Source organism: Marivirga harenae (genome assembly GCF_030534335.1).
In the GTDB taxonomy this organism is placed as follows: Bacteria; Bacteroidota; Bacteroidia; order Cytophagales; family Cyclobacteriaceae; genus Marivirga; species Marivirga harenae.
In genome coordinates this window covers 60,665-86,332 of sequence record NZ_CP130565.1, presented here as the reverse complement: position 1 = coordinate 86,332, position 25,668 = coordinate 60,665, and the positions used below count along the sequence as shown (strand labels likewise).

Annotated in this window: 21 protein-coding genes; 15 read left to right on the top strand and 6 right to left on the bottom strand. The window is 35.6% G+C overall.

Features of this window, described 5'->3' with window-relative positions; genetic code table 11:
• Positions 1-10: 10 nt before the first annotated feature.
• A complete protein-coding gene (locus Q3Y49_RS00365) occupies positions 11-583 on the bottom strand; it encodes a pentapeptide repeat-containing protein (protein ID WP_303270227.1) in 573 nt (190 codons plus the stop codon).
• A gap of 220 nt (positions 584-803) precedes the next feature.
• Between Q3Y49_RS00365 and Q3Y49_RS00360 the strand changes: the two genes are divergently transcribed.
• From Q3Y49_RS00360 to Q3Y49_RS00345, 4 genes are read left to right on the top strand one after another with little or no spacing between them, the layout of a single operon-like run.
• The gene (locus Q3Y49_RS00360) at positions 804-1,379 is read left to right on the top strand and encodes a YeeE/YedE family protein (protein WP_303270226.1); all 576 of its coding nucleotides are present in this window, start codon (positions 804-806) and stop codon (positions 1,377-1,379) included.
• A 27-nt stretch (positions 1,380-1,406) separates the two neighbouring features.
• The gene (locus Q3Y49_RS00355) at positions 1,407-1,820 is read left to right on the top strand and encodes a DUF6691 family protein (protein WP_303270225.1); all 414 of its coding nucleotides are present in this window, start codon (positions 1,407-1,409) and stop codon (positions 1,818-1,820) included.
• A 45-nt stretch (positions 1,821-1,865) separates the two neighbouring features.
• Positions 1,866-2,900, top strand: a complete 1,035-nt coding sequence (locus tag Q3Y49_RS00350) for a c-type cytochrome (RefSeq protein WP_303270224.1) — start codon at positions 1,866-1,868, stop codon at positions 2,898-2,900.
• The gene (locus Q3Y49_RS00345) at positions 2,901-4,244 is read left to right on the top strand and encodes an OprD family outer membrane porin (RefSeq protein WP_303270223.1); all 1,344 of its coding nucleotides are present in this window, start codon (positions 2,901-2,903) and stop codon (positions 4,242-4,244) included. It abuts the gene before it with no gap.
• A gap of 79 nt (positions 4,245-4,323) precedes the next feature.
• On the opposite strand, the gene aceA is transcribed toward Q3Y49_RS00345, so the two are convergent.
• Positions 4,324-5,598 carry an isocitrate lyase gene (gene aceA / locus Q3Y49_RS00340; RefSeq protein ID WP_303270222.1) on the bottom strand — a complete coding sequence of 425 codons (1,275 nt, stop codon included), beginning with the start codon at positions 5,596-5,598 and terminating at the stop codon, positions 4,324-4,326.
• 34 nt (positions 5,599-5,632) lie between these two features.
• Positions 5,633-7,225, bottom strand: a complete 1,593-nt coding sequence (gene aceB / locus Q3Y49_RS00335; protein ID WP_303270221.1) for a malate synthase A — start codon at positions 7,223-7,225, stop codon at positions 5,633-5,635.
• 208 nt (positions 7,226-7,433) lie between these two features.
• Here aceB and Q3Y49_RS00330 point away from each other — a divergent pair, with 208 nt between their 5' ends.
• The 6 genes from Q3Y49_RS00330 (at position 7,434) to Q3Y49_RS00305 (ending at position 12,797) form a co-directional block, all read left to right on the top strand.
• Positions 7,434-8,924 (top strand): helix-turn-helix domain-containing protein, encoded by a 1,491-nt coding sequence (locus Q3Y49_RS00330; RefSeq protein WP_303270220.1) that lies wholly within the window; start codon positions 7,434-7,436, stop codon positions 8,922-8,924.
• 100 nt (positions 8,925-9,024) lie between these two features.
• Positions 9,025-9,258 carry a YgaP family membrane protein gene (locus tag Q3Y49_RS00325; RefSeq protein WP_437439975.1) on the top strand — a complete coding sequence of 78 codons (234 nt, stop codon included), beginning with the start codon at positions 9,025-9,027 and terminating at the stop codon, positions 9,256-9,258.
• Positions 9,259-9,620: 362 nt separating this feature from the next.
• The gene (locus tag Q3Y49_RS00320) at positions 9,621-10,424 is read left to right on the top strand and encodes a hypothetical protein (protein ID WP_303270219.1); all 804 of its coding nucleotides are present in this window, start codon (positions 9,621-9,623) and stop codon (positions 10,422-10,424) included.
• A 4-nt stretch (positions 10,425-10,428) separates the two neighbouring features.
• Entirely contained in the window at positions 10,429-11,259 is an 831-nt protein-coding gene (locus Q3Y49_RS00315) for a DUF5777 family beta-barrel protein (RefSeq protein ID WP_303270218.1), read from the top strand.
• Between the two features lie 5 nt (positions 11,260-11,264).
• Positions 11,265-12,290: a c-type cytochrome gene (locus Q3Y49_RS00310; RefSeq protein WP_303270217.1), complete on the top strand. Its 1,026-nt coding sequence runs from the start codon at positions 11,265-11,267 to the stop codon at positions 12,288-12,290.
• Positions 12,291-12,353: 63 nt separating this feature from the next.
• Positions 12,354-12,797: an RrF2 family transcriptional regulator gene (locus tag Q3Y49_RS00305; RefSeq protein ID WP_303270216.1), complete on the top strand. Its 444-nt coding sequence runs from the start codon at positions 12,354-12,356 to the stop codon at positions 12,795-12,797.
• A 9-nt stretch (positions 12,798-12,806) separates the two neighbouring features.
• On the opposite strand, the gene Q3Y49_RS00300 is transcribed toward Q3Y49_RS00305, so the two are convergent.
• The 3 genes from Q3Y49_RS00300 to Q3Y49_RS00290 all read right to left on the bottom strand — a co-directional run bounded on the left by Q3Y49_RS00300 (position 12,807) and on the right by Q3Y49_RS00290 (position 18,496).
• Complete coding sequence (locus Q3Y49_RS00300; RefSeq protein ID WP_303270215.1) at positions 12,807-16,013, bottom strand: sensor histidine kinase; 3,207 nt, start codon at positions 16,011-16,013, stop codon at positions 12,807-12,809.
• Positions 16,014-16,316: 303 nt separating this feature from the next.
• Positions 16,317-16,823 (bottom strand): UCP032817 domain-containing protein, encoded by a 507-nt coding sequence (locus tag Q3Y49_RS00295; RefSeq protein WP_303270214.1) that lies wholly within the window; start codon positions 16,821-16,823, stop codon positions 16,317-16,319.
• 485 nt (positions 16,824-17,308) lie between these two features.
• Positions 17,309-18,496 carry an asparagine synthetase B gene (locus Q3Y49_RS00290; protein ID WP_303270213.1) on the bottom strand — a complete coding sequence of 396 codons (1,188 nt, stop codon included), beginning with the start codon at positions 18,494-18,496 and terminating at the stop codon, positions 17,309-17,311.
• A gap of 219 nt (positions 18,497-18,715) precedes the next feature.
• Between Q3Y49_RS00290 and Q3Y49_RS00285 the strand changes: the two genes are divergently transcribed.
• From Q3Y49_RS00285 to Q3Y49_RS00265, 5 genes are all read left to right on the top strand, one after another.
• The gene (locus tag Q3Y49_RS00285) at positions 18,716-19,954 is read left to right on the top strand and encodes an ABC transporter permease (RefSeq protein WP_303270212.1); all 1,239 of its coding nucleotides are present in this window, start codon (positions 18,716-18,718) and stop codon (positions 19,952-19,954) included.
• Positions 19,955-19,968: 14 nt separating this feature from the next.
• Complete coding sequence (locus tag Q3Y49_RS00280; RefSeq protein WP_303270211.1) at positions 19,969-20,748, top strand: hypothetical protein; 780 nt, start codon at positions 19,969-19,971, stop codon at positions 20,746-20,748.
• Between the two features lie 204 nt (positions 20,749-20,952).
• Positions 20,953-22,497: a S8 family peptidase gene (locus Q3Y49_RS00275; protein WP_303270210.1), complete on the top strand. Its 1,545-nt coding sequence runs from the start codon at positions 20,953-20,955 to the stop codon at positions 22,495-22,497.
• Positions 22,498-22,771: 274 nt separating this feature from the next.
• Positions 22,772-24,568, top strand: coding sequence for a translational GTPase TypA (typA, locus tag Q3Y49_RS00270; protein ID WP_303270209.1), 1,797 nt, complete (start codon positions 22,772-22,774; stop codon positions 24,566-24,568).
• Between the two features lie 231 nt (positions 24,569-24,799).
• Complete coding sequence (locus Q3Y49_RS00265) at positions 24,800-25,651, top strand: ChaN family lipoprotein (protein ID WP_303270208.1); 852 nt, start codon at positions 24,800-24,802, stop codon at positions 25,649-25,651.
• The last annotated feature ends 17 nt before the right edge of the window (positions 25,652-25,668 follow it).

The window sequence follows — 25,668 nt, the reverse complement described above, 5'->3', positions numbered from 1 at the left end:
AGAATATGCTCTAGTATTCTATTTTTATCTGATATTTATCCAATAGTCCACCGATTCCATCATTGGAGAATTTGGCATTCTTTAGTTTATTAATTTCTGGATTAATACTATAGTTTAATGTATTTCTAAAATCAGATTTTTGTAAATCGCAGTTTTCAAATACAGCACCTGATAAATCTGAGTTTTGAAAGCTGACTTCTCTAAGATCACTATCACTAAAATCAACTTCAATAAGTTTAGAGTGTATAAATTTTGATTTCATTAGTTGAAGCTGGTAGAAAATTGAATGATTGAGCTGGCAAGAATCAAAATTTACTGTTAGACCAAAGGCATTACATTCATCAAAATGGACGCCAAGTATTTTGCAACCTTTGAAATTAACAGTCTGAAATGACGTGTTTTTTGTTTTTGCTGAACTTAAGTTACAATCCTCAAAGTCGCAATCAATAAATTTAAGATTCGATAAATCACAGTTCTGAAAGTTACAATTGATAAAAGTACAATGCTCAAACTCATTATATTCAATTGAGGATTCCGAAAAGTTGATAGCTTTAAAATTTTCTTCAGTAATAATTTTCTCCACTTTATTTATTCTGGTTAATTGGCAAGTTAAAAAATTATGGATTCAGATGTTAATACAACTGCCAATTTGTAATAGAGATGACATATATCATCTAATTCGTAACTTTTGTTACGCCTCGATGAATGTTGCTACATTAATTTTGTTTTTAAGATTTGGACAAATCATTGTGCAAATAGTTTAAAGGTTGTTGTACAAAAATAAATTTTAACTAGAATATTATATGAGTCAATTATTAGAGTGGATAAGCCAACCGTGGCCATGGTATGTTGCCGGTCCTTTGATTGCAGTGGTAATGTTTTCCATGCTTTTCTTTGGAAAATCTTTTGGCCTTTCAGCAAATCTCAGGACCATGTGTTCCATTTTAGGAGCTGGAAAGTCCTGTGACTTTTTCGATTTTAATTGGAGAGATCAAATGTGGAATCTGGTGTTTGCTGCAGGATTGGTTTTAGGTGGATTGATATCCTATTTGTATTTGGGAAATGATCAAGCCGCACATATTTCTGAAACTACTATTGCTGAGCTACAAGCCTTTGGCATTGAGAATCCTGGCAAGAATGTAGTACCTGTAGAGATTTTTAATTGGGAATCATTACTAACTGTAAAAGGAATCATATTTATAGTAATTGGTGGGTTTTTAGTTGGATTTGGTACTCGTTATGCGGGTGGCTGTACTTCCGGGCATGCTATATCGGGGTTAAGCGATTTACAACCCGCCTCATTGTTGGCTGTGGTTGGATTCTTCATTGGAGGTCTCATCATGACTTACTTTATACTACCCTATTTGCTTGTACTTTAATTAATTCAAAAAATCAAACAGGATAAAATGAAATTTTTTAGATATTTATTTATAGGAACCATATTTGGAATTACGCTGGCAAAGGCGGAAGTTATTTCTTGGTTTAGGATTTATGAAATGTTTAAGTTCCAATCATTCCATATGTATGGTGTTATTGGATCGGCTGTAATTTTGGGAATTATAGTCATTCAGATCATTAAGAGAAAGAAGTTGAAGTCAATTGATGGAGATAGAATTATTGTAGCTCCAAAGCAATTTAGCTGGGCTAGATATTTAATTGGGGGTTCGATATTTGGATTAGGATGGGCTCTAACAGGAGCGTGCCCAGGTCCCATGTTTATTCTTTTAGGAAATGGGGTAGGCGTAATCTTAGTGGTGATTGCTTCAGCTGTTTTGGGAACTTATGTTTATGGTAAAATAAGACATAAATTGCCTCATTAAAAATGCATTCTTTTGCACCCATATTTTGATACCTAATACAAAAAAATGGACTTTTTAAGATTATTGAGGATTACCACCGCGGCACTGACCGGTATAGTGGCTATCGTTTTTCTTCTTTTTTTAGGGGTGTTAGTCTTGGACGATGTTCCTAACTGGTTGGGATCCACTTTATCAAATGAGCAAAAGGAATGGAGCATACCGAATATTGAGACTGATTTGCCTGATGGAAAAAAAGGCAAGAAAGTTAAATTTGGATATCTATTGGCAACCGAATCCCCTAAGTGGATGGGGCCTCAGGTCATTGATAAAGATAAAAGACTATATGCTGGAAATAATCTGACTTGTCAGAACTGCCATCTGGAGGCAGGAACTAAGCCAGGTGCTGGTTCATGGGTGGGAGTAACTAATCGTTTTCCGCAGTTCAGAGGTAGGGAAAATAAAATTGGCAGTATTGAGGAAAGGATTAATGGGTGTATGGAGCGCAGTATGGACGGGAAGTCTTTACCGGACGATTCAGAGCAAATGGAAGCTTTGGTTGCTTATATGGAATGGTTGAGTGTGGGTGTTCCTGAAGATACAGTGGATTGGTATAAAGGATTTGTAAGCATAAAAATACCTGCCGTCAAAGCAGATACTATTTTTGGAAAACAGGTTTACATTAATGAATGTCAAGTTTGCCATGGTGAGAATGGACAAGGGACTAAATTAGCCGATGAAAGAAAAGGTTATCAGTATCCGCCATTATGGGGTGATGATTCTTTTAATCACGGAGCTGGTATGCATAGAGTGTTAACGGCTGCGCAATTTATTAAAGCTAATATGCCGCATTTAATTGCAACAAAAGAAAACCCGAAACTGACAGATGAGCAAGCCTATCATGTTGCTGCTTACATTAATAGCTTCAGTAGACCCAAGAAACCTAAAACAGAAGAGGATTTTCCGGATCTAAAATTGAAGCCAGTATCCACTGCTTACGGTCCTTGGGATGATCCATTCCCAGCTGAACAACATCAATTTGGTCCTTTTCAGCCTATTATTCAATATTATGATAGTGTCTATCAAATCAAGAAAACTAAATAAATGAAGTTTACTTCTATATTTTTGTTCTACTTTTTATCCACTTTTCTAGTTTTAGCTCAAGAAGATGAGACTGAAAGCAAAAGAGGGAATATAAGCGGTCATTGGCGAAATTACTATATGCATTCTTTCAATGAAGGAGAATTGCAGGATTGGTATGCGGTAGCCACGGGCTTAAAATTTAAATATACCTATGATTTCAATAAGCATTGGCAAGTTGGAGGAGCAGTATACAGTAGCTGGAATACTGGGGTTGGAAATGTCCAAACCACTGACCCAACAACTGGGAGGAGTAGCCGATATGTAGCAGGAAACTTTAATGTCCAGGATTTATCTCAAAGATTCATAGCTTATCCCGGTGAATTGTATGTGCAATATAAGAATGAAAATCATCAGCTTAAGATGGGTCGGCAGACTTTCTTTTCGCCTTTTATGAATGGTCAGGATGGTAGAATGATTCCAACACTTTTTGAGGGGGCATTTTATAAATACGAAAAGAAAGAGAAGCTAAGGTTTCAATTAGGTGCAATCAACAGAATTGCTCCAAGAAGTTACAATGGATTTGAAAATATTGGTCAAACATTGGGGATTTATCCTGTAGGGAGAGATATCAATGGTCAAGGAAGCGAATACAGAGAAAATACAACATCAGATTATGTGGCATTAACTAATCTTGATTATCAAATTACTGGTGATTTTAAAGTTGAGCTGTGGGATTATTATGTGGATAATATTTTCAATGTTTTGTATGTAAAACCCACCTACAATTTTAAAAACTCCGGCTTAGCATTTTCGGTAGAATGGTTGCTACAAAATAGGATAGGAGAGGGCGGAAATCCAGATCCTGCTTTCCAATATGTGCAAAATGAAACGGCTCAAATTTTTGGCGCTCAGCTATCTCATTCTCTACCAAATGGAAAAATCAGTTTAGGATATGATCACATTACGGCTCAAGGCAGATTTTTATTTCCTCGGGAGTGGGGCAGGGAGTTTTTATTCAGTTTTCAGAAGAGAGAAAGAAGTGAAGGATTTGGAAATAATCATGCGGCTGTGATGTACTACCACCAGAATTTCAAATTTTCTGATCAAAAGCTAAAATCGATTTTCAGTATTGGTCATCAATGGAGACCATCAGTGACAGAACCCGAGTTGAATAAGTATGCCATTCCGAATTATATGCATATCAATTTGGATTTATTCTATGAAAATGTAAAATGGAAAGGTTTAAAACCTGAACTGTTGATTACTTACAAATATGGGACGGGAGATTTTCCTGATAATCCTGTATTCATTCTCAACAAAGTAAATCTGTTCTTGATCAATGCGATTGTGAATTACAATTTTTAAAAATACAAAAGACTTCCTTCCGGAAGCCTTTTGAAACATGAAACACCTCTCGGTGTAAACTACGGAAACGGTATTTTATTTAAAATTGGGCTTCTTCAGTTGAGCCTTTTAAAGCTGTGGTAGAAGATTTACCTTGCATGACTGCATTTTGCACTGCGTCAAAATAACCTGTTCCTACAAATGCCTGGTGTTTAACCGCTTTAAAACCTTGCTTCTGTAGAGCAAATTCTCTTTGTTGCAATTCAGAATACCCAGCCATGCCTTTGTTTTTATAAGCAGTTGCTAATTCGAACATAGCAGTATTCAATGCATGGAAGCCAGCTAGCGTTATGAACTGGAATTTGTATCCCATTTCAGCTAGTTTTTCTCGGTATTCTAACATCTCATTTTCAGTCAGCTTTGCTGCCCAATTGAAAGATGGAGAGCAATTGTAAGCCAGCATTTTGTTTGGATATTTTTCCTTGATGGCCTGAGCAAATTCCCTAGCCTCTCCTAAGTCAGGATGAGAAGTTTCACACCACACTAGATCAGCATATGGAGCATAAGCAAGACCACGGTTAATCGCTTGTTCCAAGCCGTTTTTTACGCCAAAGAATCCTTCGGAAGATCTTGTTCCATCAAGAAATTTACGATCTCTTTCATCAACATCTGACGTCAATAAATTAGCAGCATCTGCATCAGTTCTGGCAATGATCAGGGTAGGAACTCCCATCACATCTGTTGCTAGTCTTGCAGATATTAACTTATTGATAGCTTCTTGTGTAGGGACTAATACTTTTCCGCCTAGGTGGCCACATTTTTTGGCTGAGGATAGTTGATCTTCGAAATGCACACCAGCAGCACCAGCTTCTATCATCCCTTTCATAAGTTCGAAGGCATTCAAGTTGCCACCAAATCCAGCTTCCGCATCAGCTACAATTGGAGCCATCCAGTGAATATCACCATCGCCACTTACGGATTGAATTTGATCTGCCCTCAGCAAAGCATTATTAATTCGTTTTACCACATTCGGAACACTGTCGGCTGGATATAAACTTTGGTCAGGATACATCTGTCCGGCCAAGTTCGCATCAGCCGCTACTTGCCATCCGCTTAAGTAAATCGCTTTTAAACCGGCTTGAACTTCCTGCACTGCTTGATTACCAGTTAAGGCGCCCAATCCTGCTACGAAATCTTCTTTCTTTAATAAGTCCCACAATCTTTCAGCGCCTAATCTGGCTAAACTGTGATCGATTTTTACAGTCCCTGCAAGTTTTACCACTTCTTCAGCCGTGTAAGTTCGTTCTACATCCTTCCATCTTGGGTTGGTGGTCCAATCGGATATTAATTGATTTACTTTTTCTTGATTAGTCATCTCGTTATGATTTATAGTAGTTTTAAAATTGATTTTATAAATAAGGGTAAGCTTTAAGCGTTAGGAAATCCTCAAATTCTTCGCTTTTCACCAGTTTTTTTAGGATGTCTCTCGCTATTGCTATTTTTCCTGTTTCAACCCGTTTTTGACCGAGCATATCCTTCACTTTTTCAGTTTCTTCCTCTAAGAGCATGCAAAACAATGCTCGGTTAAAGATCTTACCATTTTTAAAGGATATTTGGTGATGATACCATTGCCATAACTGTGCTCTGCTAATTTCCGCTGTAGCGGCATCTTCCATCAAATTATAGATAGCAGCAGCCCCGATTCCTTGAAGCCAAGATTCAATGTATAAAAGCGCCACATTGATGTTCATACGAACTCCTTTTTCAGTAACCTCTCCATACATCACATTGGGGCTGGTTAAGGCGGAAGGAGTGGTAGTAAACTCTTCTCTTTTATTATGCTTTTGATGCGGTTTATCTCCAATAATTTGGTCGAAAACTGCTTCAACAGCAGGTATTAGAGCTGGATGTGCCACCCAACTTCCATCATAGCCTGCCAAAGCTTCCTCTGTTTTATCATTTCTGACTTTATCCAATATTTTCTGATTTTGCTCCTCATCTTTGGTAGGGATGAAAGCAGACATACCACCAATCGCATGAGCACCTCTTTTATGGCAAGTCTTTACCAAAAGATTAGCATATGCTTTCATGAAAGGAACTTGCATGGTTACTTCATTTCTATCAGGAAGAATGTAGTCTGGCCGATCTCTAAATTTCTTGATAAAGCTGAAGATGTAATCCCATCTGCCAGCATTAAGTCCTGCCATATGATCTCTTAGCTCATAAATAATCTCCTCCATCTGAAAAGCAGCTGTAATAGTTTCTACTAACACAGTGGCTTTGATAGTACCAACGGGTATTCCCAGTTCATTTTGGGCAAATACAAAAACTTCATTCCATAATCTTGCTTCAAATCTGTGTTCTAATTTCGGCAAGTAAAAGTAGGGTCCACTTCCGTTTCTGATCAGTTCATGAGCATTATGAAAGAAATATAAACCGAAGTCAAAAAGCGAAGCTGAAATGGGTTCCCCATCTACCAAAAAGTTTTTTTCTGATAAATGCCAGCCTCTAGGTCTCACTTTTAATACCGCAGGATTTGCTTTTAACTTGTAGCTTTTGCCTTGGTCAGAAGTAAAATCAATCTGCTTTCGTATTGCATCATACAAATTTTGCTGTCCTTCAGTTATGTTTTTCCAGCTTGGACTGGTTGCATCTTCGAAATCAGCCATAAAGACCTTTGCTCCGGAATTTAAAGCGTTGATGATCATTTTCCTGTCCACCGGTCCGGTGATTTCTACTTTTCGGTTTTGTAAGTCTTTTGGTAAGGGTGCAATTTTCCATTCAGGATCATTGCGTATATCCTCAGTAGTTTTCGGAAAGTCTAATTCTTTACCTTGTCGGATTTGATCATACACTTGCTCTCTTTTGCCTAGTAGTTCAAGTCGTTTTTCATTAAACCTTTCATGGAGTTTATTTAAAAATGAAATAGCTTCATCTGTCAATAAATTAAAGCCTTCATTTTCTTCTTTTGTTTGTTTTGCTTTTGCTGATGTAGTTTCCATTTGATTATCAGATTTTTAAGTGTTTGATATTTCAAATGTATAGAAGCGAATAATAAATCGCAAGCGAATATTCGCTATTGGATTTTATTCGCTATATTAGCGAGTACTCTTAGGAAGCACCAGATGGAATTATGGTATTGAAAAAAAAATGAAAATAGTTTTTTCGCTTTTAAGGAGAAGTATCGATTAATAAAAAAACAAAGGAGAAATGGCTATATCTCAAGAAAATGTAAAATTAATTTTTGGTTTAAAAGTTAGGCAACTGCGTCTGGAAAAAGGCTTGTCCTTTGCCCAATTATCAAAACTGACAGGATTGTCAGCTTCTTATCTAAATGAGATTGAGAAAGGGAAGAAATATCCTAAGATTGAAAAAATTAATTTACTTTCTGATGCTTTAGAAGTCAGCTTTGACGATTTAGTATCCCTACAACTTTCTAAGAAGCTTGCGCCATTAGGGGAGTTGTTCCAGTCCAATTTATTCAAAGAGCTACCCTTAGAGCTTTTTGGTATTGAACCAGCACATTTATTAGATCTGCTAAGCAATGCTCCTGCTAAATTGGGTGCATTCTTAAGTACCTTAATTGAAATTAGTAGAAATTATGGTCTTAGGGTAGAGAATCTATATCTTAATATGCTGCGCTCTTTCCAGGAAATGCATGATAATTATTTTGAAGGTATTGAAGAGTCTGTAGAAGCTTTCCGTAATCATGTTTTTAGTGAAATTTCCTATCCTTATACCTATCAGCAATTCGAAGGGGTTCTGAAATCAGAATATAACTATCAGATTTTGCCAAAGGGTCTAGAAAATCAGCAAGAGCTTAAACCACTTCGCTCTATGACCATTCCAAATGAAGCCCCTCAGTTACTCATGAATCCGAAATTGACGGAATCGCAACAGCTTTTTACAATGTCGAAAGAGCTCGGCTACCAGTTTCTAAAATTAGCTCCGAGGCCTTATACATCGAGCTGGGTATCTGTCAATTCATTTGAGGAGGTGCTCAATAATTATAAAGCTTCTTATTTTGCCTGCGCTCTGGCATTACCAGAAAAAGCTATCGTGGAAGATCTGAAAGAATTTCTATCGGAGCCACAGTTTAAAGCAGAATTGCTTTTGAATATTTTAGAAACCTATCAGTGCACACCTGAAATGTTAATGCACAGAATGACAAACCTTTTACCTAAAGTATTCGGTATTAAAGAGTTATTCTTTTTGCGATTTAGCACTTCAGATGAAACGATATTCAAACTTACGAAGGAAATGCATTTGTCAGGATTGCATAATCCTCACGGAACTGCTCTAGACCAACATTACTGCAGAAGATGGGCTTCGATTGAAATATTGAAAGAGCTACGGAATTTAGAGGGAGAGGACCAAGATGCGGTACAATGTAAGGTGCAGCGTAGCCAGTATGTAGATTCCGATAATGAATATTTGATTATTAGTCTGGCTAAGCCTAGTAATAAGAATATTGGGCAAAATAGTAGTGTTTCAATTGGTTTATTGATCAGTCCTCAAATGAAACGTAAAGTGAAATTTCATAACGACCCTGTGATTCCTGTACGGATCGTGAATGAAACTTGTGAGACTTGTCCACTTTATGATTGTCAGGAAAGAGCAGCGCCTGCCCATATTTATGAAGAATCACAGCAGTTAAATGCCATGAAAAAAGCAGTTGATCTATTGATAGGAAAACTGTGATCACGATTTTGATAGCCCGAATTTTAGTTTAATGAGGTTGTTTTGGCTCTGTAACAATAGTTACAATTATAATTGCTCAAATGATTAAATTGAATCGTTATTGAATAATTACACTAAGGAAGTTATGAAAGCCAATATGGGGTCTGCTGATAAAACCGTGAGAATTATATTAGCCATTGCAGTAGGAGTATTGTATTACTTTGGAGTAATTTCAGGCACATTAGCTATTATCTTGGGAGTACTAGCGGTAATATTTGTAGCGACAAGTTTTATTAGTTTCTGCCCGCTTTATCTGCCTTTTGACATCTCTACAAGACCTAAGTCCACTAAATAAATATGAGCATTAAAAAAAAAGCGACTCTCCTGAGTCGCTTTAAACCAATTAAACTACTACTTATTTAGAATTACCAAGTGTTCTGTCGTCATCTTTTGATATCAAGCAAACTACAAGCTTTTGTGCTGAAAACCCCTTGATTAATTCTTAAAGTATATACGAACTCTTTTAGATACTTGGATTCAATCTTCCATTTGCTTTCCAATTAATTAGCCGAAACAATATTCTTATTTTTGTTATATTATTCTTAGATTAAGAAAACGATTTCAAGTAGAGTTGATTTATACCTATTTGTTGGTAAATAGATCTGCATCTACTGTTTACTGCGTTGTTAAGTTTGATCTTAATAATTAAAACCTCACATGAATATTAATTCTTATAAAATCTATTTATTCATTTTAGTTTTCTCTTTAGGTTGTGAATATGAAAGAATTGCGGGACCCGATGAAAAGTGTCAGACGGAATCTTTAGAATTGGTTGTTGAATCCGTTCAAGATACCCCATGTGGTGAAAGTGATGGTGAAATTATCGTGTCTGTAAACGGAGAAGATGAATATGAATACAGATTGAATGATCAGGACTTTAATGAAAACAACGTATTTACAGGATTGGCTGCTGGAACTTATAGCATTCAGGCTAGAATAGTTAATTCTACTTGTTTGAGTGATGAAATACAAGCTACAATTAATAATGAAGATGGAATTCAATTATCAGTGGTTGCAAAAAGTGATTCTGATTGTGGTGCAAATACTGGCAGTATTACAGTTGCTCAGGAAGGAGGGGTGGAGCCTATTGAATATATCTTGAATAATACTAATGTGCAGGACAGTCCTGAGTTCAATGATTTGTCAAACGGTAGTTATACAGTCGTAGCGCGTGATGCAAACAATTGTGAAGCTGAGATTTCAGGGATTGATATATTGTCTGGTATTAGCTTCATTGATAATATTAAGCCTATTATTACTAGTAATTGTTCGGTTAGTGGTTGCCACAATGGTTCTCAATTTCCTGATTTTTCTGATGATCAAAATATTTTTGAAAACGCTTCCAATATTAAAAATAGAACACAAAGTGGCTCTATGCCACCGGCCGGAAGGCCAGATCTAACAGATGAAGAGGTTCAATCAATAGCCTGCTGGGTGGATGATGGAGCTTTAGATAATTAAATTTATGAAAAAGATAATTGCGGTTTTATTATTACAGTTCTGTGTGTTAACACTTTTAGCTCAAGAAGACAGAATTAAGGTATTCCGAGACACAAGAGTAGTAAATGGTCATTCGACTGAAGTGCTTCCTAAAGGGATAATGAAATTTATTATTTCGCACAGATTTGGTGATATAAGTTCAGGAATCCAGCAATTGTATGGTTTAGACAATGCTACTATTCGAATTGGTTTGGATTATGCTTTAACTGATAATATCAATGTTGGATTTGGAAGAAGCTCTTTGCAAAAGCATTATGATTTTTATTTAAAATACAGAATCCTTCAGCAGAAAAAGGAAAGTGGTAGTCCTGTTTCATTGGTTTATTATACTAATGCTGCTGTCAGGACTATCCAAACCCCGCAAACTGAGGATTTGTCTTTTACTAATAACTTAACTTTTGTTCATCAATTGTTAGTGGCGAGAAAATTTAATGAGTTTATTAGCTTTCAATTGATGCCGACCTACCTGCATCGTAATTATGTATTGGATTTGGAGAGTAATAATGATATCTACAGTTTAGGAAGTGCTACTAGAATACAAGTCTCCAAAGTGTTAGCTTTTAATCTCGAGTATTACTATAATTTCCCTGATCAACTGCTAAGTCAGTATCAATCTTCAGCAGGTTTGGGTATTGAATTGGAAACTAAGGGTCATATTTTTCAATTGAATTTCACGAATTCTTTGGGGCTTATTGCTCCATTATATATAGCAGAAACTACTGGAAGGATCGATAAGGGAAACATTCATTTTGGATTTAATATAACGAGGGATTTTAAAGTTGGAGCAAGAAAATAAGCGCAATGGATAATCTGTGGAACTATAAAATAAGAATTTTTGCCTTTGTCACTTTATTGATGTCTGTAGCTTCCTTTACTTTCCTAAATAATCAGGAAATAAAGGGAAACAGTTTTCTTGTCGAAGTACTGAATAGTTTGGGTCAGGATTATCCAGAGCACTATATCGAAGAGCCAGATTCTGCTGATATCAAAAGAGGATATGATTTAATTCATAGCGGGAAGACTAAACCGCCCAATGGATTTGCCTCTAATGCAATCAGTAAGTTTTATACTTGCACCAGCTGCCATAATGTGGAAAGAGAAGATCCTGATTTAACTGTAGTTGATCAGGATGCCCGCTTGGAATATGCCATGGAAAATGATTTACCATTTCTGCAAGGCTTCACCTTCTGGGGGATTGTCAACAGAGAATCCTGGTATAACGATGATTATATTTTGAAGTACGGCAGTCTGGTAGAAAAAGCCAAGGGAAGTTTAAAAGAAAGCATTAATCTCTGTGCTACAGTATGCTCCCAAGGAAGAGAATTGGAAGCTTGGGAAATGAAAAGTATCATGTCTTATTTATGGACGCTTCAAATGAAAATAGAAGATTTGGAATTGAATAATGCTGAAATTCAAAAGGTAAATTCTTTGGCTGAATCAAATCCAGACAGTGCCGTTACATTTATTAAATCTCATTATCTAACTAAATCTCCAGCCTCATTTGCGGAATTACCTGAAAGCAAGGTAAAAGGTTATTCATTTGAAGGAAGAACGAAGTACGGAAAAGCAATTTACGAGTTGGGCTGTCAGCATTGCCATCATGCTTACGGAGAAAGTGATTTGGTTTTAGATAATTCGATTCTAACCTTTAAATGGTTAAAAAAGCATATGCCAGAGAATGGTAAAAAGTCTATTTACGAAATCATCAGAAATGGCTCCTATTCCGAATTGGGCCATAAAGAATATATGCCCAATTATACTTTGGAAAAAATGAGCCATCAGCAGGTAGAAGATTTAAGGGCTTATATTGAATCAAATCTGAAATAATCTTGTCTATTCTTTTTGTGGAATTGCCCTTAAAAATCACTTTCAAAGCGTATATTTGCCCATATGATTTCCAAAAAGTCAAAATATGCTATTAATGCTCTTGTTCACTTAGGCCGGAAATACGGAGAGGGTCCCACACTAATCAGTACAATTGCAGAAGAAGAAAATATACCGCAGAAATTTTTGGAAGCCATTCTTTTAGAACTGAAAAATGATGGAATTTTAGGTAGTAAGAAAGGTAAAGGTGGAGGCTATTATCTGCGAAAAGATCCAGAAACCGTAAATTTGGCTCAAGTACTGAGGTTATTTGATGGTGCTATTGCCCTCCTTCCATGTGTTACTTTTAAATTCTATGAACGTTGTGAAGAGTGTAAAGATGAAGAAACCTGTTCGATACGGGAAGCATTCCTGAAAGTGCGTAATGAAACCGTTAAAATTTTCAAAAGCCAGACGTTAAAAGGATTGGTTGATAAAGAGAAGAAATTGATGGCAAAGAAGAAAGACTGATCACTCAATTTAAGGTTTTCTCAGTGGGAGTTTAATTGTAAATCTAGTGAATTTATACTCTTCCGATTCGCATTTTAACTTCCCGTCTATTTTCTCTACGGCCACTTTCACTAAATAAAGTCCGAGCCCGTTTCCTATTGATCTTTCTGATCCTCTGTAAAACATTTCAAATATTTTGGGCATCTGGTTTTCAGGAATTCCAACGCCATTGTCCTCCACAGAAAGTAGGAAAGATTTGTCTTTCCTAATTGTACTTAGCTTTATTTCTCTCTGGGGTTTATTATGATCCGAATAGATCAAAGCATTCTCCAATAAATTGAGCAAAATTAATTCAAGCATTTTTTCATCCGTCTTCAGCTCGTTTTCATTTTTTAAGTCAAATTGAAATTTGAATTTTGACTGTTCAACCAATGGGCTTATTTTCTCCATTACGTCCTTAAAGATTGTCGGAATATCAATAGTTTTATATTCCAATTGTGAATTGTAAATATTGTGGACCTGAGTTAATTTATCCAGTAGGATATCCATCTCTTTAGTGGTTTTTTCAATCAGGTTTAAGTATCTATCTGTTTTAGCTTCAGGGTTTTCAAATCTTGACAAAGCCAGAATTCCTTTAATCCTGCTGATAGGACCTTTTAAATCATGAGAAGTTTTATAAGTGAAAGTATCAAGGTCTTTATTGGTTTGCTGAAGTTTTTTGATGGTGTCTTTGATTTTGGCTGTTCTTTTTTCAACCCTTGCTTCCAGGGCGTGGTTTAGTTCCTGTAACTTATTGTTAATGGCAATTACTTCCTCTTGGGAACTTTCCAGCTCTTGATTTTTTTCCAGTATATCATCTCTTTGATGACTGATTTCCTCATTAAGATTTTGCATTTTTAGTAACTGCTTTTCAATTACCTTTTTTTGTTGGATTACTTCAAAGGTACGATCGGCAACAATAAGCTTAAGTCTTTTCCGGTGCTGTCTGATCCTATAGGTATATCCCAACATCAAAAGCCAAATAACACTCACCACTATCATGCTAAAAACAAAGTATGCCCAAGTGGTCTGATACCAGGGAGGTAGGATCACGAATTGGTAAGAAGCAATTTCGCCTTCAGTTTCGTATAGGTTCCTACCCTTCACCAAAAAAGTATATTTACCAGCGGGTAAGTTCGTGTATTCCTTATTGCTCATTGCAGTCCATGGAGACCATTCTTTGTCAAATCCCTGAAGATAATAGGAGAACTGGTTCCTTTCGGGTTGTTCATAAAAGAGGGCACTATATTCAAATTGTATATTATTGTCATTAAAATCTAATCGAGGTATAGCTTCTTGAGGTTGCTTGATTACCAATGTTGGGATGCTATCATTAGCCCTAAATTCTTTATATAGCCCTTTAGATAGTATAGAATCATTAAGGCTAACATTTTTAATAAATGTATTGAATTCGATATCCAAATTAACCTTTACTTTTTCATCAAATCGGTATAGACCTTCATTGCCTGCTATCCAGACTACACTGTCTTCGGCTTCATCTACATAAATAGCTGAGAAATTTTGATTAGGAATAGCTTTTAAAGGCCTGTCTACTTTTTGATAGCTCCCATCTTCTTTTCTTTCTAATTTTAAAACCACTTGCTTTTGGGATTCCTCAATGAAAGTCAACCAATAGTTTCCATGTTGGTCTTGATCTATTTGACTTATATTGAGTTGTTCATCTGTAATCTTAGAATGAGGAATGAATAAATCACTGGAATCTGGTTTTGGACTTTTATTTAAAGTGTAAAATCCTTTGGAGGTGGTAAAAAGGATTTCGTTATTAACAGATTTTAAGATATTGATTTCATTCACATCAGGTAAACCATGATTTTGATTGAAGAATTTCCATTTAGGATTTCCATCATTTTCTTGGATTAAGTACACCCCTTGTGATTTGTAGCTTAGCCAATGTTTTGATTCTAAGCTAAGTATACTATTACAGAACCCACTTATTTCAGGTATGTAATTTTCTGTATGATCAGATTCAGGTGAATATTGAATTATCCCATCCCTGAATGTGGTGATATTGTATTTATTGTCAGCAGTAGGAAAGACATTTGTACCCCCTTTGATGGGGATTGTTTTAATTAAGTTTTCATTTTTTATTTTATAAAGGCCATTATCACCTATTACTAAAATATAATCTTTTGTATTGAATATATTAAATAATCTATCTTCTGTGTTTTCTATAAAATGAAGATTGTTATTGCCAATCAAAGTGTAAACACCATCGAAAGTTGTTAAATAAATTTGATCAACATTTGAAATTTTACTAATTGATGTATTTAAACCTAGATCCTCCCCCCATAACATTAATTGATCATTTCCTTGAATCCTGGTAATACCATTTTGATGAACAGCCCAAGTTCCGTTTTGAAAATCAGAGTAAATATTCAAGTTAATATTGCTAGGTAATCCTTTATTAACATTTAAATTATTTGATGTTGTATCTCCTATATTAAAACTAAAAATGCCTTTACTTACAGTAGACGCCCAATAAGAATTTTCATTTGAATTACTACGGCTCAAAGAAAGTATTGAATTGCCGAATGAATATTGATCATCAGTTTCCAAAATTGAATCATTTCGAAATATGAAACCTTTATTTTCGGTAGTTCCTATTATATATTTTTCATCCTTATTCGGCCCTTCAATAATATTGTTTCTTATGGATGAAGGGATGGTTTTATTAGATCCGGCTATTGGATTTAGCTGATCCTCCTTAAGTTTTAATAAAACTTGATCAACTTGTTTTACATAAAGATTTTCTTGATGAATAAATCCTCCAAAACCTCTGTTTAAAGGCCAGTATTTAAAATTATTATTTCTATATCTGATTAAGTAGTTTCTTGTGATAAAGAATATATCATCTTTATTACTCAGTATTTGAAGGACAAGACCAAATCTTTCAAGTTCAAAATTTTCACTCAATGATTGGTAATAGGTATTATTGAAATTATCAGTGTCTAAATATCCAAACTCATCATTACTGCCTACAAAAATTCTGCTATTGAAATCCCTATGAATCGCACGGACAAATTTGCTACCTGCTATTTCAGTGAATTTCCATTCTTTTCCATCGTAACGTAAAACCCCATTTAAATTTGCAAAGTAAAAGAGGCCGTCTGAAGTTTGTGTTATATCCCAATTTGATATTCCGGCCTTATATTCCTGGGCGGAATAATTTTGTATCACGGGGGAGAAATAGGATTGGCTATTTACAAATGATATTTTTAGTATCAAAAGGCTTATACCCAAAAATCTAGAAAAGAATTTTTTTGCTTGGGAATTAGTACTATGTGAATAACTTGCTTTCAAATTCTTTTCATGAAATTACTCTGAAATAGAAATATATAGAATTTAATCGGAAATTATTAAGTATTTATGATATATGGAAATCTGATTTTATATGACTTTTTAAAATGTAGCTAAAAAAAAAACGGTAGCAATATATTATATATTGACTACCGTTTCTTTGAAATATTGGATTACCAATATCTATCTTTTTAAAGCCTGAATTTTCTTCTCACTGAATTTTTCAGGAAATTCTTCATACCATTTACTAACTGTTTCAGCACCTAGTTTGTCATAAATATAGGAAAGTTGTTGACTTAACCTTTCCTCTTGTTGCTGCTGAAAGCTCTGTTTTTCTTCATCGCTGTCAAAACCAATTATTTTCTCAGAAGCTGGTGTAGGTTCATGATGCACAAATAAATTCAGTTTCTCTTGACAGAATTTTTGGTAAAAACGAGTATGCAAAATGAAATTATGCCACATCTCGTCAATTATCATTAAAGAGTTATCAATAAACAGTCGAAACCCGTTCTTCTCTTTGATGTTCTCTGATGCCAGCCATAACCATTTCTTGGTTTCATGTAAAATTTCTTCGGCTTCTTCTCTGTTAACCGAATATCTATTCATAAAACCTTCTATGATTATTTTGTCCTCATTACAATCAATAGCAGATTCTAGCAATTGATTACTTTTGGGAGTTGAACTTGTCATTTTAAAATGATAAATAACTTAATTAATGACTTTCACAAATAGACATGCAAAGAGGTGAAAGAGATTTCTTTTTAGTTAAAATCCTTTTCATTAATTGTTCTTTTTCTGTGTTTACTTTTGCGTTGCTTTTAGTAGTAGTAGTTTTCATTTCTTGTACTTTTTAGAGTTAAATTGAATTTTCAGTGCGCAAAGGTATTTTCTGAAAATTAATTTGCAAGAAAAATCCCAACTATTTGAAATACTGTATTTTAACCGATTTAGTAAATCATGAGATAATTATTTTTATTATTTAAATCAGAATATATTTAGGTTAATGGTTAAAATAAATCCCGATAAATTGAGGTAAGAATTTGAGGCGTAAAAGACATTCTAATTATCACAATTCTTAGTTTCCAATTCCTCAATCCCAGCAAGGCTCACTCCTCTATAATTGTATTTATCTAATAAAATATATGATTAGAGTTACTCCCAGAGGAGACTTATTTTTAGGTCTTCTTCTTTTTCTTTTTTGCAGCAGGGAATAGAATATTATTTAAGATTAATCTATAGCCAGGTGAATTAGGATGCAAATTTAAATCGGTAGGTGGCTCACCCACAAAATGTTGATAATCTTCCGGGTCATGGCCTCCGTAAAAAGTCCAAAAGCCTTTTCCAAAGATGCCGTGGATATATCGTGCCTCGTTTATCTCATTATTTTCACCCAGAATTACCACATCAGGTTTAATCAATGATTTTCTGTAAGCGGTCGTTTGCCCCATAAATCCTTTTACAAGTTTTTGATGATTCTGCGTCAACATGGTCGGAATCGGATCCCATTTTGCGGAGAATTCAAATAAGGTGAAGAAGTCATTTCCTTCTTTGATGCCAGGTCGATCAATTTGGTTTTGATCGATGTTTGAATACTCATATTCCAAAGGATTCATTTCCAATTTGAAGTTCTCGAAAGCCAGTGTTTGCTCATAGTCTAACTTTTTTTGAGCATTCGGATCAGCTGGATCTCCATCATACATCCGGGCGGCAATATCTATCCCTGCTGCAGAAAGAGCAATATCATATGTATCAGTTGCAGAGCACATGGCAAAAAGGAAACCTCCCTTATTGACAAAACCTCTTATTTTCTGTGTGATCGCGAGCTTAAGTTGAGAGACTTTTCTAAACCCATGTTTTTTGGCCATGGCTTCATATTCTTTCTGTTGTTCAATATACCAAGGCTGATTGGCATAACTGCGGTAGAATTTCCCGTATTGCCCTGTGAAATCTTCATGGTGAAGATGTAGCCAATCATAATCGGAAAGACCCTCAGTCATAATTTCATCATCAAATATAACATCATAAGGAATTTCGGCATATGTCAAGACAAGCGTAACAGCATCATCCCAAGGTTGCTTTGACTTGGGTGAGTAAACGGCAATTTTTGGTACTTTATCCAATCGCATCGCGTCTTTATTGGAAGACGGACTGGCAATTTCATCCAATAAACTATTGGCATTAGCATCTGAAATGATCTCATAAGACACCCCTCTAATGATCAATTCATTGATTATTGTTTGTTTGCTTTCAATTAAAAAACTTCCCCCTCTGTAGTTCAACAACCAATCTATTGGGATTTCTTTTTCCAATACCCAAAACGATAAGCCATAGGCTTTTAAATGGTTTGATTGTTCTTTGTCCATCGGGATCAAAATTTGATTGGCCTTGGCATAGAATATTAGTAGGAAAAATAGTAGTATTAGTGAAGAGAACTTTTTTAACATAAAAACTGAAATTATCTTATTATAAATATATAACTAAATATATTTAATGGAGTTTCAAATCAAAGTTTATTACTTTTATGTAATATATAGTGAATAATCACATTAAATTGCTAAAATTTACAAAAAAATTATTTGATTTTGGATTATCTGGAAAACATTAAAGAAGGGGTTAGATCGATTAAAGGCAATCGATTGAGAACAATTTTAACAGCGGCCATTATTGCTATTGGTATCACGGCTTTGGTTGGGATTTTAACAGCCATTGACGGAATACAAAACTCAGTTAGTGGAAATTTGGCAGGTTTGGGAGCCAATAATTTTGATATCGAGGCCAGAGGGTTAGATGGAAGAAGAAGTACATCGGATGGTAAGAAGGAAAAACGATATGAGCCGATTGGCTACAAAGAGGCAGTTCAATTTAAGAATAAATATAATTTTGCAGGCAGTGTCTCTATAACAACCAGAGTTACGGGAAGTGCTGAGTTAAAATACAAATCTGAAAAAACTACCCCCACTATTAGAGTCTATGCTTCTGATGAGAACTATTTAATACAAAATGCTTATGAAGTTGATAAGGGTAGAAATTTTGCCCCTTTGGAAATTCAGAATAATAGCAATGTGGTTATTTTGGGTGCTAATGTAGTTGGAAAACTATTCAAAGAAAATGTCGATCCCATAAGCAAGGATATTTCGTTTTTCGGTTCTCGTTTTAAAGTTATTGGCGTATTAAAAGAACAAGGAGGAATGGGAGGAGGAGGAGCTGACCAGTCAGTCATAATTCCTATAGGCTTATCTACCTTAATGGCAAGTCGGACTTTACAATATGATATTACAGTATCAGTTCCTGATCCAATCTTAATGGAACAAGGAATTGCTGAAGCAACGGGAGTGATGAGAGGAATAAGAGGTGACGGAATTGGTCAGGAAAACTCTTTCAACATTCAAAAAAGTGAATCTTTAGCCGAAAGAATGGAAGAAATTGCTGGCTATCTTAGAATTGGAGGTTTTGCCATTGGTGCTATCACCTTGCTGGGTGCTTCAATAGGACTCATGAATATTATGATGGTTTCCGTGACGGAAAGGACGCGTGAAATAGGGATTAGAAAAGCAATTGGGGCTTCTCCAACAAAGATTCGATTACAATTCTTGTGGGAGGCCATTGTGATTTGTCAGATTGGAGGAATCGCAGGAATAATTTTAGGAATTGGGATAGGAAATGGCATTTCAGCTATTATTGGCGAAGGTGGTTTTATAGTGCCTTGGCTATGGATGTTTGTAGGTGTTGTGATTTGTGTTGCCGTTGGTCTGCTATCTGGATATTATCCCGCATTCAAAGCTTCTAAATTAGATCCTATCGAGTCATTAAGATATGAATGATCGATAATAAATTCATGAGAAAGTTTTTATTCCTTATAATAATATTTGAAATAGTATCCTTTTCTGTATCAGGAAAGGATAGCTATTTTAGAGGCTTTTTTCATGGAAAGAATGTTTTTGTAAGAAATCCTTATTTGGGCCAAGAATTAGGGTTTTGCATTGAGCAAATCTATTTAAATGGTCAGTTAGTAGTCGAAAATCCTGAAGTGTCAGCATATGAGATTGATATGCAAGAACTTGAACCCGATGAAAGGGTAGTAATCCGTATTGTCCATCATGATAATTGCGAACCTGCCCTAGCTAACCCTGAAGTCATCCAAGAGGATTTGAAGTTTAGCTGGTTAAAAGTGTATGTAGATGAAAATCAGATTATCTGGATTACTACAAAAGAATCAGCTGAAGGATTTTATATAGTGGAAAAGGATACTGATGATGGATGGATGCCATTGGATACGGTCAAAACAAAAGGCGGTATTTTCATTAATCAACATAGTGTAGAACCTGACCATGTGAAAGGGGATAATCTATACAGAGTACAATATCATGATCCAAAAATGGAGGTGAAATTGTCCGAAAGTTTTAATTATTATTCTGATAAAGAAGAAATAAGTCATGCCATCGATGAAGACAATTGGGTGATTGAATTTACTCAGGAAGTCAGTTATTTACTGTATAACAATAATAGCAGAATCATTAAAAGGGGGAAGGATGTATCCTGTGATATTAAAAAGCTGCCCAAAGGTCGTTATATGATTAAATATGATGACAAAGAAGTGTATTTTGATAAGAAGTAATAATTAGTCAACACCTCAAAATTTCCATCTGGTTGATTAGGTAAGATATCTACCCTAACTCTTTTTAAAACTAATATTTCACCAGTTTTAATTCTTATTTTCTTGAATAAATACAAATTTAATTCTAACAAACACTTGTAAGTTAAATTTAAGTTTTGCAATTTACTCTGCATACAGCATAAATCATAACCAAAACTAATTACTATGGAATTAAGAAAAATATTAACTGTATTTTTGGCTTCGGCTTTACTATGGTCTTGTACGCAAGATGATGAAAACCTTAGCCTGATGGAAGAAAAAGTTCAACCAGAACAAGAAATCAAAATTGTACCCAAAGAGGAAATTGATGCAATTATAAAAAATGCATTGGAAGAACGAAATGAGTTTAATTGGTCTGAGCTCAATGATGTCCAATTATGGAGTGCTTTAGTGCATTCTGATAGTGTATTGACAGTTGGCTATTTGGCTCCTGGAGAAAGCAATATTAATCAAAGGATCACGTCTATAAATGTGCAGGATCCTAATTGGGCTAATTCACGAAAAGATATTTTAGAGGAAACACGGGCGGTAATGGAAAGAAAAAGAGAACAAAATATCACAGATGAGGATTTGCCTAATTACTCACACGAAGTTCTTCCCTTTATAGAAATGAAAGTTTATGACCTTGAGGTAATCAATCGATTAAGAACTTTAGAAAATGTCAGGTATGTGGAACCATTAAGCTATGAAGTTGAATTCCAAAAATATGGTGAAGGAGAGCGTTATAGTGACTCGGGATGTTCCAACGACCCAAATTACAACATAGCCGGCCTATATACAGACATTGCACCAGGCGCGAAAATGTCTTGGAATTATCCACAAATGGGAATTGATCAAGCTTGGAATTATAGTACAGGCTCTGGGATAACTATTGGAATGATTGACACGGGATTGTCTCCAGATCAAGATAATTTAGGAAGCCAATTCAATTCTGGCTATTCGCAGAATAGAACAGTTGAAAGAAAGGGAACTTATCAAACCGGTTCTTGGTGGTGGAAGCGATATGACGGACCTGAAGACAAATGTGGTCACGGAACCTCAATGGCTGGTGTTGCTGCAGCACCAAGAAGCAATGACGGTTCTGCCGTAGGCGTGGCTTATAATGCAAACCTAGTTGGCGTAAGGGGAACAAGTGATGTTATTGTGAATGGTGGAAATGAAAAAGATGGAGTTACTGAAGCATTGGTTTATCTTGGAAATCGATCTGATGTTAAGATTATCAGCATGTCTATTGGCGATGTGTTCAATAATTCCAAAGTGGCCGATGGTATTCGCTATGCTTATGGAAGAGGGAAATTGATTTTTGCCGCAGCTGGTACTTCTACAAGTTGGACCAATTGGTTTGGTGTTATTTTTCCTGCCAACATGAACGAAACCGTAGCGGTTACTGGAATAAAAGAGGGACAATATAAAAGATGTAATACTTGTCATTCAGGAAGCAAGGTAGATTTTACCGTCATCATGGAAAAAGCGGGTTCTGACGCTCACCCATTATCTGTGGCTATGAGTGGGAATCAACCATCAACAGTTGGTGGATCTTCCGTGGCAACGGCTACAACAGCTGGAATTGCAGCCCTGGTTTGGTCAAAAAACCCTAGTTGGAACCGTGATCAAGTTTTGCAGAAGCTTAGGGAATCTTCTGATTTTTATCCAAACAGAAATTCTGAATTTGGATATGGAAATCTAAATGCATTGACTGCAGTGCAATAAGATATATAATTAATAGAATTGCTGTATATAAGAGGCTGTCTTATTTTTAGTAAGACAGCCTTTTTTGATCGCTTTTAATTATAGTTTCAAAACCTCTCCACTTTCATGTGGTGTGCTTGAAGCTTTTCCAATCTCCTATTACCTTATTATTAATTTATTTGCAAAAGCATTATCACCCAAACTATTTTACTTACCTTTGCAACTTGATTAGTTATCATTTATATAATGTTGTGTTAACTAGTTGAATATCAGTTAATTTATTTATATTATTTAGATGTCAGAAATTAGAAATGTGGCGATTATCGCCCACGTTGACCACGGTAAAACTACCTTAGTCGACAAAATTATCTATGCATGTCAAGAATTTCGTGAAGGAACGGAATCAGACGAATTAATTTTGGATAATAATGATCTGGAAAGGGAGCGTGGAATTACCATTTTGAGTAAAAATGTATCCGTTACTTATAATGGTGTTAAAATTAATATTATTGATACTCCTGGTCACTCAGACTTTGGAGGTGAAGTAGAGCGTGTTTTGAAAATGGCGGATGGTGTATTGCTTCTGGTAGATGCATTTGAAGGACCTATGCCACAAACTCGTTTCGTTTTAGGAAAAGCATTAGACTTAGGCTTGAAGCCAATAGTTGTTGTAAATAAAGTGGACAAAGAAAACTGCCGACCAGATGTAGTACATGAGCAGGTTTTCGATTTAATGTTCAACTTGGATGCCTCAGAAGATCAATTAGATTTTCAAACCATTTACGGTTCAAGTAAAAACGGTTGGATGAGTACTGACTGGAAAGAGCAAACGGATAATGTTTTCCCTCTTTTGGATGAAATCATTAAAACAATCCCTGCAGCTCCTGTTAAAGAAGGTGTTCCGAAATTACAGATTGTGTCTTTGGATTACTCTTCCTTCGTTGGGCGTATAGCCATTGGAAGATTATATCAGGGTACTTTGAAAGAAGGTATGCAAATCGGACTTTGCAAAAAAGATGGGTCTGTTAAGAAGATGAGAATCAAAGAATTACATGTCTTTGAAGGCTTAGCAAGAAAAAGAGTGGAGGAAGTATTTTCTGGTGATCTTTGTGCTATTATTGGTTTAGAAGGTTTTGATATTGGAGATACGGTTACCGATCCTGAAAACCCGGAGCCACTGCCAAGAATTTCTATTGATGAGCCTACAATGAGTATGCTTTTCACTATCAATAATTCACCATTCTTCGGTAAGGAAGGTAAATTCGTTACTTCTCGTCATTTGCGTGATCGATTGATGAAAGAGACTGAGAAAAACTTGGCTTTGCGTGTAGAGTCTACAGAGTCTGAAGATAAATTTTTGGTTTACGGTAGAGGCATTTTGCACTTGTCAGTTCTGATCGAAACGATGAGAAGAGAAGGTTATGAATTGCAAGTAGGTCAGCCCCAAGTATTATTTAAGGAAATTGATGGCGTTCGTTGTGAGCCCATTGAGCATATGGTTATTGATGTTCCAGATGATGTTTCTGGTAAAGCTATTGAGCTAGTAACCCAAAGAAAAGGTGAATTATTAGTAATGGAGCCGAAAGGTGATGTTCAGCATTTGGAATTTGACATTCCTGCAAGAGGTATCATCGGTTTAAGAAATAACATGATGACTGCTACTGCTGGTGAAGCGGTAATGAATCACAGATTTAAAGAATATGCTCCATTTAAGGGCCACATCCCAGAACGGAACAAAGGTTCTCTAATTTCAATGGAGGAGGGCCCTTCTACAGCATTTGCGATTAATAGATTGCAAGATAGAGGTGTGTTCTTTGTTGAACCAGGTGATGTGATCTACAAAGGTCAGGTTATTGGGCAACACTCAAGAGATAATGATTTGGATGTGAATATTAATAAAGGAAAGCAGTTAACCAATATGCGTAAATCAGGTACTGATGACGCCATGAGAATTGCTCCAAAAGTCAATTTTTCACTTGAAGAATCGATGGAATTTATTCAAAAAGATGAATATTTGGAAGTTACCCCCAAGAGCATCAGAATGCGTAAAATCTATCTTGACGAAAATGAGCGTAAGAGAATGTCTAAATAAGAGTACATTTAGAGAATATGATATCTTGAAGAAGCCGGTTAATGCCGGCTTTTTTTTTGATCGTATTTACATAAAAAACTCTACCGATTCGTAAAAAACTATAGCTTATACAGCTTTATGAAGCGAATGTTTTTAGAGTTATCAGATTAAGAGATACCTATTTTCATTTTTTTTTGCTTTCTTTATCTGTATTTATTTTTGAGCTAAAGCTAAACTCCAATTGCTATCAAGATGAAAAACTCAATTCTTTGTATTTACCTTCTATTATTTTCATTTGCCGCATTCAGTCAGAAAGATCCTTTTATTATTTATAAGGGTAACGGGAAAAAAGTTTCTTATAGAAAGATGTTAAAATCTCTCGAAAAAAGTGACATCATTTTATTCGGAGAGTTACACAACAATCCAATTGCTCACTGGCTGCAATTTGAGCTCACAGTTGACCTTCATGAAAAGAAGCCATTGATATTAGGTGCAGAAATGCTAGAAGCTGATAATCAGCAAGTGCTGAATTTATATCTTAAGGACAGTATTTCGTACAAAGGATTAGATACTCTAGCAAGGCTTTGGCCAAACTATAAAACAGATTACGCACCTTTAGTTGATTTTGCCAAAAAGGAGAAGTTAGACTTTATAGCTACGAATGTCCCAAGAAGATACGCTAATTTGGTATACAAGAAGGGATTTGAAGCGCTTGATTCTCTTCCGGGAGAAGAAAAGCAGTGGATAGCTCCGCTTCCGATTGCCTTTGATAGTGAATTACCGACCTATAAAAATATCCTAAGTATGATGGGAGACCATGGCAGTCCTACCTTGGTGATGGCTCAGGCAATTAAAGATGCTACCATGGCGCATTTCATAATGGAGAATTATAAAAAGGATCATTTATTTATTCACTATAACGGTGCCTATCATTCTGATTTTTACGAGGGGATATTATGGTACTTGAAAAGGGAAAGAGAAAATTTAAATTATAGGATCATTTCAACCGTCTCTCAAACGGATGTCAGTGAATTACAAGAGGAAAACTACAATAAAGCTGACTTTATTATCTGTGTGGACAGCGATATGACAACTACATACTAAGCAGATTTCAGGACTTA

Excerpts from the sequence above, each read along its gene's own strand:
- Q3Y49_RS00330 (WP_303270220.1), top strand. The coding sequence starts at position 7,434 with ATGGCTATATCTCAAGAAAATGTAAAATTAATTTTTGGTTTAAAAGTT.
- Q3Y49_RS00280 (WP_303270211.1), top strand. The coding sequence starts at position 19,969 with ATGAGAAAGTTTTTATTCCTTATAATAATATTTGAAATAGTATCCTTT.
- Q3Y49_RS00295 (WP_303270214.1), bottom strand. The coding sequence starts at position 16,823 with ATGACAAGTTCAACTCCCAAAAGTAATCAATTGCTAGAATCTGCTATT.
- Q3Y49_RS00290 (WP_303270213.1), bottom strand. The coding sequence starts at position 18,496 with ATGGACAAAGAACAATCAAACCATTTAAAAGCCTATGGCTTATCGTTT.
- Q3Y49_RS00320 (WP_303270219.1), top strand. The coding sequence starts at position 9,621 with ATGAATATTAATTCTTATAAAATCTATTTATTCATTTTAGTTTTCTCT.
- Q3Y49_RS00310 (WP_303270217.1), top strand. The coding sequence starts at position 11,265 with ATGGATAATCTGTGGAACTATAAAATAAGAATTTTTGCCTTTGTCACT.
- Q3Y49_RS00360 (WP_303270226.1), top strand. The coding sequence starts at position 804 with ATGAGTCAATTATTAGAGTGGATAAGCCAACCGTGGCCATGGTATGTT.
- Q3Y49_RS00305 (WP_303270216.1), top strand. The coding sequence starts at position 12,354 with ATGATTTCCAAAAAGTCAAAATATGCTATTAATGCTCTTGTTCACTTA.
- Q3Y49_RS00265 (WP_303270208.1), top strand. The coding sequence starts at position 24,800 with ATGAAAAACTCAATTCTTTGTATTTACCTTCTATTATTTTCATTTGCC.
- Q3Y49_RS00345 (WP_303270223.1), top strand. The coding sequence starts at position 2,901 with ATGAAGTTTACTTCTATATTTTTGTTCTACTTTTTATCCACTTTTCTA.
- Q3Y49_RS00350 (WP_303270224.1), top strand. The coding sequence starts at position 1,866 with ATGGACTTTTTAAGATTATTGAGGATTACCACCGCGGCACTGACCGGT.
- typA (WP_303270209.1), top strand. The coding sequence starts at position 22,772 with ATGTCAGAAATTAGAAATGTGGCGATTATCGCCCACGTTGACCACGGT.
- Q3Y49_RS00275 (WP_303270210.1), top strand. The coding sequence starts at position 20,953 with ATGGAATTAAGAAAAATATTAACTGTATTTTTGGCTTCGGCTTTACTA.
- Q3Y49_RS00315 (WP_303270218.1), top strand. The coding sequence starts at position 10,429 with ATGAAAAAGATAATTGCGGTTTTATTATTACAGTTCTGTGTGTTAACA.
- Q3Y49_RS00355 (WP_303270225.1), top strand. The coding sequence starts at position 1,407 with ATGAAATTTTTTAGATATTTATTTATAGGAACCATATTTGGAATTACG.
- aceA (WP_303270222.1), bottom strand. The coding sequence starts at position 5,598 with ATGACTAATCAAGAAAAAGTAAATCAATTAATATCCGATTGGACCACC.
- aceB (WP_303270221.1), bottom strand. The coding sequence starts at position 7,225 with ATGGAAACTACATCAGCAAAAGCAAAACAAACAAAAGAAGAAAATGAA.